The sequence below is a fragment of the Gottfriedia solisilvae genome, assembly GCF_002128405.1.
GTDB lineage: Bacteria > Bacillota > Bacilli > Bacillales > Bacillaceae_G > Gottfriedia > Gottfriedia solisilvae.
In genome coordinates, this window is record NZ_NETJ01000002.1 from 303,411 (window position 1) to 315,289 (window position 11,879).

At 33.0% G+C, this 11,879-nt stretch carries 13 protein-coding genes and 3 tRNA genes; 11 read left to right on the forward strand and 5 right to left on the reverse strand.

Going from position 1 to position 11,879, the window contains the following annotated elements:
• Positions 1 to 19: 19 nt before the first annotated feature.
• Entirely contained in the window at positions 20 to 391 is a 372-nt protein-coding gene (locus CAB05_RS05905) for a hypothetical protein (protein ID WP_142283055.1), read from the forward strand.
• Positions 392 to 446: 55 nt separating this feature from the next.
• Here CAB05_RS05905 and CAB05_RS22595 read toward each other — a convergent pair whose 3' ends face one another.
• Both CAB05_RS22595 and CAB05_RS05910 read right to left on the reverse strand, forming a co-directional pair.
• Complete coding sequence (locus tag CAB05_RS22595) at positions 447 to 578, reverse strand: hypothetical protein (RefSeq protein ID WP_268876384.1); 132 nt, start codon at positions 576 to 578, stop codon at positions 447 to 449.
• A gap of 158 nt (positions 579 to 736) precedes the next feature.
• A complete protein-coding gene (locus CAB05_RS05910; RefSeq protein ID WP_158093188.1) occupies positions 737 to 1,507 on the reverse strand; it encodes an arylamine N-acetyltransferase family protein in 771 nt (256 codons plus the stop codon).
• 311 nt (positions 1,508 to 1,818) lie between these two features.
• Here CAB05_RS05910 and CAB05_RS05915 point away from each other — a divergent pair, with 311 nt between their 5' ends.
• The 4 genes from CAB05_RS05915 to CAB05_RS05930 all read left to right on the forward strand — a co-directional run bounded on the left by CAB05_RS05915 (position 1,819) and on the right by CAB05_RS05930 (position 5,811).
• Positions 1,819 to 2,865, forward strand: a complete 1,047-nt coding sequence (locus CAB05_RS05915) for a sulfate ABC transporter substrate-binding protein (protein ID WP_087998909.1) — start codon at positions 1,819 to 1,821, stop codon at positions 2,863 to 2,865.
• Between the two features lie 144 nt (positions 2,866 to 3,009).
• Entirely contained in the window at positions 3,010 to 3,846 is an 837-nt protein-coding gene (gene cysT, locus CAB05_RS05920) for a sulfate ABC transporter permease subunit CysT (protein ID WP_235821379.1), read from the forward strand.
• Between the two features lie 4 nt (positions 3,847 to 3,850).
• Positions 3,851 to 4,726: a sulfate ABC transporter permease subunit CysW gene (gene cysW, locus CAB05_RS05925; protein WP_087998911.1), complete on the forward strand. Its 876-nt coding sequence runs from the start codon at positions 3,851 to 3,853 to the stop codon at positions 4,724 to 4,726.
• 11 nt (positions 4,727 to 4,737) lie between these two features.
• On the forward strand, positions 4,738 to 5,811 hold the full coding sequence (locus CAB05_RS05930; protein ID WP_087998912.1) for a sulfate/molybdate ABC transporter ATP-binding protein: 1,074 nt from the start codon (positions 4,738 to 4,740) through the stop codon (positions 5,809 to 5,811).
• A 58-nt stretch (positions 5,812 to 5,869) separates the two neighbouring features.
• On the opposite strand, the gene ispG is transcribed toward CAB05_RS05930, so the two are convergent.
• The 3 genes from ispG to CAB05_RS05945 form a co-directional block, all read right to left on the reverse strand.
• Complete coding sequence (gene ispG / locus CAB05_RS05935) at positions 5,870 to 6,970, reverse strand: flavodoxin-dependent (E)-4-hydroxy-3-methylbut-2-enyl-diphosphate synthase (RefSeq protein ID WP_087998913.1); 1,101 nt, start codon at positions 6,968 to 6,970, stop codon at positions 5,870 to 5,872.
• A gap of 123 nt (positions 6,971 to 7,093) precedes the next feature.
• Complete coding sequence (gene yqfZ, locus CAB05_RS05940) at positions 7,094 to 7,435, reverse strand: protein YqfZ (protein ID WP_087998914.1); 342 nt, start codon at positions 7,433 to 7,435, stop codon at positions 7,094 to 7,096.
• A 159-nt stretch (positions 7,436 to 7,594) separates the two neighbouring features.
• Positions 7,595 to 8,353: a DUF1189 domain-containing protein gene (locus CAB05_RS05945; protein WP_087998915.1), complete on the reverse strand. Its 759-nt coding sequence runs from the start codon at positions 8,351 to 8,353 to the stop codon at positions 7,595 to 7,597.
• A 400-nt stretch (positions 8,354 to 8,753) separates the two neighbouring features.
• Between CAB05_RS05945 and CAB05_RS05950 the strand changes: the two genes are divergently transcribed.
• The 6 genes from CAB05_RS05950 to CAB05_RS05975 all read left to right on the forward strand — a co-directional run bounded on the left by CAB05_RS05950 (position 8,754) and on the right by CAB05_RS05975 (position 11,838).
• Positions 8,754 to 8,828 (forward strand) — tRNA-Asn (locus CAB05_RS05950).
• Between the two features lie 18 nt (positions 8,829 to 8,846).
• A tRNA-Met gene (locus CAB05_RS05955) sits at positions 8,847 to 8,923 on the forward strand.
• An 11-nt stretch (positions 8,924 to 8,934) separates the two neighbouring features.
• Positions 8,935 to 9,024 (forward strand) — tRNA-Ser (locus CAB05_RS05960).
• 261 nt (positions 9,025 to 9,285) lie between these two features.
• Positions 9,286 to 9,645, forward strand: coding sequence for a hypothetical protein (locus tag CAB05_RS05965; protein WP_087998916.1), 360 nt, complete (start codon positions 9,286 to 9,288; stop codon positions 9,643 to 9,645).
• Positions 9,646 to 9,898: 253 nt separating this feature from the next.
• Positions 9,899 to 10,507, forward strand: coding sequence for a superoxide dismutase (locus CAB05_RS05970; RefSeq protein WP_087998917.1), 609 nt, complete (start codon positions 9,899 to 9,901; stop codon positions 10,505 to 10,507).
• Positions 10,508 to 10,620: 113 nt separating this feature from the next.
• Positions 10,621 to 11,838 carry an MFS transporter gene (locus CAB05_RS05975; protein WP_087998918.1) on the forward strand — a complete coding sequence of 406 codons (1,218 nt, stop codon included), beginning with the start codon at positions 10,621 to 10,623 and terminating at the stop codon, positions 11,836 to 11,838.
• The last annotated feature ends 41 nt before the right edge of the window (positions 11,839 to 11,879 follow it).

Sequence of the window (11,879 nt, forward strand, 5' to 3'; positions counted from 1 at the left end):
GACTGGGAAGCCACCAAAAATGAAAATATTTGTTGGTGATCAAATGTATAATACGAAATTAGGAACATATTGTTGGAAAGGTTTAATGAGCCATAAATGTGTAGACAATGCTGGAGCAATTGAACTTTTAAAAGGTGAAGAACCGATTGTTGTTCAGCCCAATGAAAAAATTGAAATTAGAGTAAAGTCCAATTTGAAACCTGATGAATATAATTTGACTGTTTTGAATGAGGAAGCGGAAAAAAGCGTAAAAATCAAAAAATATATATTTTCAGCACCAAAAGAAAAAGGGATTTATTATTATGCTTTTAGTGCTTGGTGGATGGATGAAAATAGACAAAATATCTCAAATGGAGATGCATATTATGCATTTGTATTGAAAGTGGAATAGGATTAGAGTAGAAAGCAGAGAAAAAACCTTCAGATAAATTGAAGGTTTTTTTTGATTAATATTCAATTTCTTCATAATCTTTAGGATTGGGTGTTGGTGTGTTATTTTTAGAAGCTTCATTTATTTTACTAATTTCATCTTCTCTTCTTTCATTAATAAATGGTTGGTTTTTTCGCTTTTCTTCCATATTCATCCTCCTCACAATTTTAACTTTAATATGCTTCATTAAGTAAAGTTTTACTCAAGTTTTAGCATTTAGTTTAAATGTAAGTAGGTCATAAAGATTTTTATTTCAATTTAGCATTGGTTGAATGCATTATATGCTCTCTAAAAAAGTGAAAAATTTTACACATTTTTACATGACTTAGATGGTTGGAAAATGTCATTGTAAATTTTGAGCCACTCTTCCTCGGAATCAAATTCTGTAATCGTTACAATATGATTTTTCGTTATTTTTAATTGATGATCTGATAAAGTAATTCGTCCGTCATTTGTTAAACGATTAACTATTTTATTTTTTGTAAAAATGGTTTCATCACTAGTTTGATAATATAAAAATTGCTCTTCAAATTGATGTAATTGTTTACATTCAGTAGAAATGAATAGTAAATCCTTCCAAATCAATTCCTCTAGCTTTTGGAGTATATATGTAGTATCTGTGATGTTGATTACACGATAAGCGCCATTTGAGTCAGAATATTCATGGTTATGTTCCAATAATATTGGTTCTAAAAAACCTCCACCGACACCAACATCAGCTAAATACAAGTATCCTTCAATCCTCACAATTAATGCTAGATGTGAAAAATCTGGATTCCATTCTTGTTTTTCATCATTCCAAAATTTTGCAGACACAGTTTGTACGTTGAATCCTAGTTCATTTAAGATGTTGGCAAGTAAAGTATTCGTTTCAAAACAAATTCCACCGCGATTGTTATAAATAATCTTGTTCATTATAAAAGTAGGCTCCATACTAAGTGGTTCACCATTTATAATATCAAGATTTTCAAAAGGTACTGTTAGTAAATGAGACTTATGTATTTCTTTCAATGCTTCAAATGAAGTTGATGTTGGTTTTTTGATACCGATGTGCTCGAAGTATCTTTCAATATCCATTTCATACCTCCTCATGAACAAGTTGTTTAATGATAAATTATATAGAGTATACAATGACTTAGAAATGAAATGTTGTAAAATGAAAAAATTTTTTTAATTATCCAAAAACATAGTTGACACATAGGAATACTCTGTTTATTATTAAGCTATTAAATAAATATATGGCTGATTGGAAGACCAAAGGCCCTTAACTATTCAATATAGTTAAGGGTCTTTTTGCATTTGCGCCTTAAAAGGGGAGATTGATATGTGTTGAAGTTCAAAAAGGTGCAACGACATTAATTAGTACTGGAACTTGAGAGGAGAAAAATATGAGCGCAAAAAAATGGTTAATCAGTTCAACAGTAGCGGTAGTCGTTATAGCAGGTATTTTATATACAACATTAAAAGATGATAAAAAGGCAGTAAATACAATTACTGATTCTAAAAACATTGAAATTCTAAATGTATCCTATGATCCAACTCGTGAACTTTATGAAGAGTTTAATAAATCTTTTAGTAAAAAATGGAAAGATGAACACGATCAAACGGTAACGATTAAACAATCACATGGCGGTTCTGGGAAACAAGCTAGAGCGGTTATCGATGGATTAGATGCTGATGTTGTTTCATTGGCACTTGGGTATGATATTGATTCGATTAATGAACAAGCAGAATTAATTTCTCCGGATTGGCAAAGTGAATTTGCATATAATTCTACACCGTATACTTCAACAATTGTTTTTTTAGTAAGAAAAGACAATCCAAAGAGTATTAAAGATTGGGACGATTTAACAAAGAAAGGTATTGAAGTTATAACGCCAAATCCGAAAACATCTGGTGGTGCGAGATGGAATTACTTAGCTGCATGGGGATTTGCGGAAAAGAAATTTAACGGAGATGAGCAGAAGGTAAAAGAATTCATTGCAAAATTATATAAGAATGTACCCGTTTTAGATACTGGTGCGCGTGGGTCTACGACAACATTCGTTGAAAAAGGAATTGGTGATGTTTTAATAGCTTGGGAGAATGAAGCTTTACTTTCTGTTAAAGAGTTAGGAGAAGGAAAGTATGAAATTGTATATCCTTCAATTAGTATTTTAGCAGAACCACCAGTCGCGATTGTTGATAAGAATATTAAAGATGATGATACAAAGAAAGTTGCGGAGAGTTATTTAAATTACTTATATAGTGATGAAGGTCAACAAATCATTGCAGAAAATTATTATCGACCAAGAAACCAAGAAATACTTACAAAATACAGTGATCAATATCCAACGATACCATTATTAACGATTGATAAGGACTTTGGTGGTTGGAAAAAAGCACAAACCACGCATTTTAGTGACGGCGGAATTTTTGATCAAATCTATCAATAAACTAGTATACTTTTTAATTAAATTAAAAAGAGTTTAGTAGAATTCAAAAATAAAGAATGCTCCGAATTTGATGATGCAATGGCTGCTTGTCAAATTCGAGTTTTCTTTATTTCATTTTTTTATTTTCAGGAGGTATGGCCTACATTGAAATTATTTAGTAAAAAAAATAGAGTCCTGCCAGGTTTTGGATTAACCTTTGGATTTTCTATTTTCTATATAAGTTTTTTTATTTTACTACCAATCTCTATGTTGTTTTTAAATACACTTGATATTGGTTGGTCAAAATTTATTGATATTGTTACAGATCCACGTGTTATGGCAAGTTATAAAGTAAGTTTTGGTACTGCATTCGTTGCAGCAATTTTGAATGCAGTTTTTGGATTATTAGTGGCGTGGGTATTAGTTCGTTATCGTTTTCCAGGGAAAAGAATAGTAGATGCTTTTATTGATTTGCCTTTTGCCTTACCTACTGCAGTAGCAGGTATTACATTAACGACTTTATACTCTCAGGAAGGCTGGGTCGGTAAATTTGTATCGTTTAAAATTGCCTATACTCCACTAGGAATTATCATTGCGTTAACATTTATAGGTCTGCCGTTTGTTGTGAGAATGGTTCAGCCTGTATTAGAAAATTTCCAAAGCGAAGTAGAAGAGGCAGCAGCTAGTCTAGGTGCGAACCGATTTCAAATATTTTGGAAGGTTATATTTCCCGGGATTTTACCAGCTTTACTAACTGGTTTTTCTTTAGCATTTGCTAGATCTTTAGGCGAATATGGTTCGGTCGTATTTATATCTGGAAATATGCCGATGAAAACCGAGATTACCCCTTTATTAATTATGACTAAATTAGAACAGTATGATTATGCAGGTGCAACTGCTCTTGCTATTGTTTTATTAGTCATTTCATTTATCCTTTTATTCATTATTAGTGTATTCCAGAGATACGCGGGTAGAGCGGTAGACATTGAAGGGAGGAAATGATTGGATGCAAGGAAATATAAAGATTGAACAAGCAACAATCTTAAAACCTTCGGACAAAAAGAAAGGGAATGGGAATCTCATTCAGTTTATTTTAATTGCAATCGTCATCTTATTTTTATCATTATTTCTATTTCTACCTCTGATTTCCATTTTTATAAAAGCGCTAAGTGAAGGGTTTGAAGTTTATAAAGCAGCAGTGGTGAACGAAGATACAATTGCTGCGATTAAATTAACTTTCATAGTGACGATCATTACAGTACCGCTTAACGCAGTGTTTGGAATTGCGATTGCGTGGGCAACAACGAAGTTTCATTTTAAAGGTAAAAACTTATTACTAACATTAATTGAATTACCATTTGCAGTTTCTCCGGTAGTTGCTGGCTTACTTTTTGTTTTACTATTTAGTCCAAATCATGGTGTTTTCGGTGAATGGTTAAAAGAACATAATCTTAAAATCATTTTTTCAACTCCTGGTATTGTTCTTGCTACAATTTTTGTAACCCTTCCATTTGTTGCAAAAGAGCTTATTGCTTTAATGCAAGCAACAGGCAGTTCAGAAGAGGAGGCTGCATTGACATTAGGAGCAAATGGCTGGCAAACCTTCTGGAAGGTTACACTTCCGAAAATTAAGTGGGGGTTATTATACGGTGTGATCCTGTGTAATGCCAGAGCGGTTGGTGAATTTGGTGCAGTTTCAGTTGTATCTGGCCATATTAGAGGTGAAACCATTACGATGCCTCTACATATTGAAAACTTATATAATGAATATCATTTCGCTGAAGCATACACAGTGGCATCTTTAATGTCTATCTTTGCAATACTTACATTGCTTATTAAAAATATCATTGAATGGAAAACGCATAAAGAAGCAAAACAGTAGGAGTGGATTGAATGTCAATAAAAGTATCTAACGTAATAAAAAACTATGAAAACGAATCTGCTTTAAAACAGATCGATTTAGACGTGAAAAAAGGGGAGCTAGTTGCGTTATTAGGTCCTTCTGGTTCAGGCAAAACAACTTTGCTAAGAATTATTGCTGGTCTAGAAATTCCAGATGAAGGTAGTATTTTATTTGAGGATCAAGACGTTGGTCAGCTTCAGGTGAAAGAAAGAAACGTAGGCTTTGTTTTTCAACATTATGCGCTTTTCCAGCATATGACTGTATTTGATAATATTGCATTTGGGCTAAATGTTAGACCTAAATCGACGAGACCAAAGAAACGTGAAATAGAAGAAAAGGTAGTGGAATTGTTAAAGCTAGTGAAACTTGAAAACTTTTCAAAACGGTATCCTTCACAACTATCAGGTGGACAGAGACAAAGAGTTGCGTTAGCACGAGCTCTTGCGGTAGAGCCTACTGTGCTTCTATTGGATGAACCATTCGGTGCTTTGGATGCAAAGGTTCGAAAAGATTTAAGAAGATGGTTGAGAAAGCTTCACGATGACATCCAAATTACAAGTATATTCGTTACACATGATCAGGAAGAAGCGCTTGAAGTGGCGGATCGAGTTGTTATTATGAATAATGGTAAGATTGAGCAAATTGGAACACCTGAAGAAGTATACCATTCCCCAGCAACACCATTTGTTTATGACTTCTTAGGGAAGGTAAATCTATTCCACGGTCGGGTTCAGAAAGGGAGTTTAATCAGTGGCGGTTTAGAAATACCATTGCCAGAATTAGAAGAAGATGATTATAAAGAAGTGACTGGATACGTCCGACCACATCAAATATCGATCGAAAAATTTGAGACAAACCAAACCTCAATCAGTGCTATTGTGACACATATACATGCGGTTGGTCCGATTGTTTATGTAGAAGTGTTAAGGGAAGATACAAAAGAATATGTAGAAGTGGAATTAATGAATGAATTATTTATCAAATTAAACATTGAGTTAGGCGAGCGAGTATTTGTCCGTCCAAATGAATTAAAAGTTTTTATACCGCAAGACTATTCAATTTAAAAGAAAAAACATACAAAACATGAGAGTTTTGTATGTTTTTTTGTTGATATCAATTTACTTAATTTTTTGCAGCTTCTAGCTCAGCAAGTTTTTCAGCAGCAATTTTATCGATTTCTATTTTTAATTCTTCAACCATCGTTGCTTCTGGAACTTTACGAACAATTTCACCGTGACGGAATAGTAAACCTTCTTTACGAGCACCTGCGATTCCGATGTCAGCTTCACGTGCTTCTCCGGGTCCATTTACCGCACAGCCAAGAACTGCAACTTTAATTGGTACTTTTAATGTAGAAATATATTCTTCAACTTCATTTGCAATACTAATTAAGTCAATTTCAATACGTCCACATGTTGGACAAGAAATTAATGTTGCTGCATTTGATGATAAACCAAATGATTTTAACAGTTCACGAGCAACTTTTATTTCCTCTACTGGATCTGCGCTTAAAGAAATACGCATTGTATTACCGATCCCTTTACTGATGATCGCACCAAGACCTGCTGCACTTTTCACTGTTCCAGAGAATAGCGTACCAGATTCAGTAATACCTAAATGAAGAGGATAGCTAAATGCTTTAGCTGCTTTTTCATAAGCTTCGATTGCTAGGTTTACATCAGACGCTTTCATTGAAACAATAATGTCGTGGAAATCAAGATCTTCTAAAATTTTAATATGATGTAATGCACTTTCAACCATTCCATCAGCTGTAGGATAACCGTATTTATCTAAAATACGTTTCTCTAAAGAACCAGCATTTACACCGATTCGAATTGGAATACCTTTTGCTTTCGCAGCATTAACTACTGCTTCAACTTTTTCTCTACGACCAATATTACCTGGGTTAATTCTTATTTTATCTATTCCACCTTCAATTGCTTTTAAAGCTAATTTGTAATCGAAGTGGATATCAGCTACAAGTGGTATATTAATTTGTTTTTTGATATCAGCAATTGCATTTGCAGCTCGTTCATCTGGTACCGCAACTCGAACAATTTGACAACCTGCTTCTTCTAAACGTTTAATTTCAGCAACTGTTGCTTCAACATCATGTGTTTTTGTAGTACACATACTTTGTATCGAAATTTCATTTGCACCACCAACAACTACATTACCAACTTTTACTGCACGTGTTTTACTTCTATGTGTAAGTTCATTCACGAGTAACTCGCTCCTTCAAAAATAACTAATTTCATTTTGTGTTTGTGTACAACTATACATTATCATATTTTCTTCATGATTTCTCTTTTTATAAACTAGCTAAAAAGAAATATACCACAAATTCTATTTATTAGAAGAGTAAAGTGGAAATTTATATGATTTTCCACTTTGAATTTTTGTTGGCGATAGTCCTTTGTTTAATTCAGTGAAATCTTTCGTAATTTGACTAATAGGTTGTGTAAAGTCTGGATTAAGCTCCTCTACAATACCTAAAACTGTATCTCCATTTTTAACTTGGATTTCTTCAAAGTCTGGAAGTGATTTAGTAGATTTAGACGTCTCATTTGATTTAGAAACAGTTGCAACTGTGCTTATATGTTTTGTAGGGATTGTACCTACTTGAAGGTCAAAGAACACGATATAAATAACTAATAGTATGCCAAAGAAATAAAAAATTTTCTTCATTTACATCACTCCTTTAGTAGACTATATGCTTGTCCACTCTTTATATTCCATATAAGTATAGAAGTGACCTACTTAATTTTAGTAAAAAATAAGCTTTGCTTGAAAAAATCTTTTGATTCAATCGAAAAAAAGATAAAAGAGTGTGAGTACACACATCTTTTATCTTTTTGAAGGTAATTGTTTAACAGTTAATGAATACATTACGGCAGAAATTATAATAAATAAGATTGTTTGAAATGGGATGTTAATATTAAATAGTCCAACAATAAAATAAATGACTGTTGGCAGTGTTAAGCTATAGGCAATCATTGCAAATCTATGTCTAAAAGTTAAGTTCTTATCTGAGTGAAATAGTGCAGTGATAAACGCAAGTATTGTTGCGACAATGAAAATAAAGAAACATGAACCCAAATAAAATAAGAAAAACAATGCAATCATAAAAACTGGTAAAGCTTGTTTGACATTTTTAATAAATTTAGAAATATCCTCTTTATTAATTTCAGTCTTATCTAATGAAAGGTAGGGATAATCTTGTTCTCCAGAATCAGTTTTTATGACAACCCGATCTTTTAGGACTGTAATCGAATATTTATCCTTTGAAGTTGAAGAGGGTAGGCTTGTTTCATTTGGATAAAATGCATATCTAAAGTCACCAATTTTACGTTCAAATGGTTTATTATCATTTATCGTTAAGATCCCTTTATTTAAGGAGATTGTTTGGATGTTTTCCTTTAACAAATCTGAGGCATTATTCACCTGGAGTTTTACAGCTTTCTCAAATGAAAAAAAACCTGGAAGAGTATAAAGAATCGCTAATAGAAATAAATAGAATATTGTTTTACCGATTTTTTGGAGTCTGAACTTTGCAATTGTTTTGGGAGAGTATAGGCTGTACCAAAATTGTTTAAATAGATTCATAAACTCATCCTTTCTTAATAATGTTATATCTCTTTACAACGTTATTATGTATGTTTTTGGTAATTTTGTACAATGTAAGCATTTATATTAGAAAAACTTCATTATTGATCTTTTATAACCTCGTTTGGTAAAGATTATAACTAGTCTGATTAACCCAAATTAGCGAATTAACTTAAAAAAATAAAAAAAGTTAAAAAAAGCATTGACGTTAATTTGGAAACATGTTAAATTAAATATTGTCTTAAGGAAATGTTAAATTATTCCGCAGTAGCTAAGTGGTAGAGCAAAGCGTAAACATCTTGAATAACTTCGATGTAGCTTTGCGAGGAGCAGAATATGCTTCATGAAAAACTTCTGCGACGAGCACTTAAAAGACAATACTTTTTTCTTAGCTTATTATTCCGCAGTAGCTCAGTGGTAGAGCACTCGGCTGTTAACCGAGTGGTCGTAGGTTCGAACCCTACCTGCGGAGCCATTTATACTTATTCATTTTGGCGGTGTAGCTCAGCTGGCTAGAGCGTACGGTTCATACCCGTGAGGTCGTGGGTTCGACTCCCTCCGCCGCTACCAAATCATATTATGGAGTAATACCCAAGTCCGGCTGAAGGGATCGGTCTTGAAAACCGACAGGGGTGTAACAGCCCGCGGGGGTTCGAATCCCTCTTACTCCTTACCGATTTAAGAAAAAACTCTAACGGATATTCCGTTGGAGTTTTTTCTTGTTTAAATTGAGGTTCTAGTAAGAACGTGGAATCACAAGTCGAATTCATTGAATATATAAACAGAGTGGTTGATGGAAAGTAGTAGATAAAAATCATTAGATCTTTTGGTATTATTTGAATTATGATTTATACTGTTTTTGCTTTTTTGTAGATAATCAATAAATATTAATGTATTATTTTTGTGATAAAAAAATGAGGTAGGAGATTAGTATGTATCCAACGGAAAGTCAAGACCTATACTTAGAACGTTTAGAAGATAAGTTGCATAGCTCAATAACAGCAGTATTATACGATACGACCGGTCAACGGAATGAACACGCAATTAAACGTCGATTTCCAAAACCGATGTCTAACGAGGACGTACAATCGATTATAAGCGCTATTAACAAATTTACTGCTATGAATAAACCATTATTATGGAGAAGGTATCATAAAGAAGAGTTCAATCAGAAGAATTTTGAATCGTATATTACGCAATATCAAATTTTAACAAATTACTATGATTTACCCCTTGAAAGTGAATTGGTAAGTAGTTTTACTGAATGGGATCAGAAAAAGCCTCGCGGATAATCTTCCGGAGGCTTGTTTTGTTACTTTCGAATAAATGTAATATATGTAAGCGGAGATGTCACTGATTCGAGTGACATTTAAGAAATCATCTCAGCATTTAAAAGAGACGGATTAGCACATTTTATAAAAAAGTTTATTCAAACAGATACTATTTTTAACATTCTTTCCCATTTATGAGCATAACTATTGAAATCTTTCGGTTTATTTGATAACTTTAAATTGAATTTTACTATATTTTTGGGAGGAATTACGAATGTCAAAATTTGAATTACCACAATTACCTTATGCTTATGATGCTTTAGAACCACATATTGATAAAGAAACAATGAACATTCACCACACTCGTCACCACAATACATACATTACAAACTTAAACGCAGCTTTAGAGGGTAAAGAAGTTTCTGCAACTACAATTGAAGAATTAATTTCAAACTTAGATGCACTTCCTGAAGGTATCCAAACTGCTGTACGTAACAATGGTGGTGGACATGCAAACCACAGCTTATTCTGGACTTTATTAACTCCAGAAGGTACTGGCGCTCCAGTTGGAGAAGTTGCTGAAGCAATCAACGCTAAATTCGGTAGCTTCGATGAGTTCAAAGCTGCATTCACTCAAGCTGCTTTAACTCGTTTTGGTTCTGGTTGGGCTTGGTTAGTAGTAAACAATGGTGAGTTAGAAGTAACAAGCACACCAAACCAAGATTCTCCATTAATGGAAGGTAAAACACCAATCCTTGGATTAGATGTTTGGGAGCACGCTTACTACTTAAACTTCCAAAACAAACGTCCTGATTATGTAGGTGCTTTCTGGAACGTTGTTAACTGGACAAAAGTAGAAGAATTATACAAAGCTGCTAAGTAATTAGCTTAAAAACACTACTAAGAAACTCTTGGTAGTGTTTTTTTTATTGCCAAAAAAATGGATAATTTCTCACTTTCTCGAAAAAACTAGACCTAGGACAAAGGAGAGTATTTATGAGTAAGTTGAAATTTTTAATCGGCGATGTGAAGGTAAACAAAGACTTAATATTATTATTAAGTGTTGGCGGTTTATTTTCATTAGCAACAGCATTATCGAATACGTTTGTAAATGTTTATTTATGGAAGCAATCCAAAGATTATTTACCAATTGCTTCTTATCAATTTTCAATTGCCTTTTTTCAAGCACTCACTTTTATCATTGCAGGAAGGTTAGCCAAACATATTGACCGGGTCGTTATTTTAAGAATCGGTATATCATTTTTAGCAATTTTCTATATCGCTGTTTTACTATTTGAAACAGATACTTTGATTGCGACAATACTGATCGGGGCAATTTTAGGAATTGGAAATGGATGTTACTATCTATCCTTTAATTTACTGACATTTGAAGTGACAGAACCTGAAACAAGACAGTTTTTTAATGGTTTTATGGGTTTACTTGGTTCATTCTCTGGAATACTTGGACCTTTTATCGCTGGGGCAATTATTTCATCAATGATCGGCAACAAGGGATATACCTATGTTTTTGTGGCAGCAGTTATTTTATTTATCTGTGCAGTGATTTTAAGTTGCTTCTTGATCAGAAGAGAACTAGATACTGAGTTCAATTTGAAAAGAGTGATTTTAGAACGTAAATTAAATGATAATTGGAGAAGGGTTACACACGCTAATTTTTTTCAAGGGATCAGAGAAGGAATCTTTTTATTTGTTATCTCAATTTATATTTACTTAGCTACAGGTAGTGAATTTGCTGTTGGAAAGTATGGGCTCATTACTTCATTAATAAGTTTTATTACATATTATGTTGTTACTCGAATCATTAAAGAGGAATATCGACTAAAGGCAATATTTATTGGAGGGTTTCTCTTATTTGCTGCCGTTTTTACAATTGTATTTAAAGTGACATTTTCTTTACTGATTATTTATGGCGTTATTATTTCTTTGGCATATCCAATCATTTTAGTACCTTACTTGTCTTTAACATATGATATAATAGGAAAATCGTATAAAGCGAGGGAATATAGAGTTGAATATATTGTGATTCGTGAAGTGTATTTAAACAGTGGAAGAATGTTCTCAATAGCTGCATTTATTATTTTCACAGCGTTTTTTCCTGCAAAACAAGTTATCCCTTTCCTAATTTGTATTTTTGGAGTTGGGCATTTCTTGGTTTATTTTGTTATGAGGAAATTAGAACTTGATCCTACTTAACGAAACTACATAAGATCGAATATAGAAATAGTTCCCTTAAA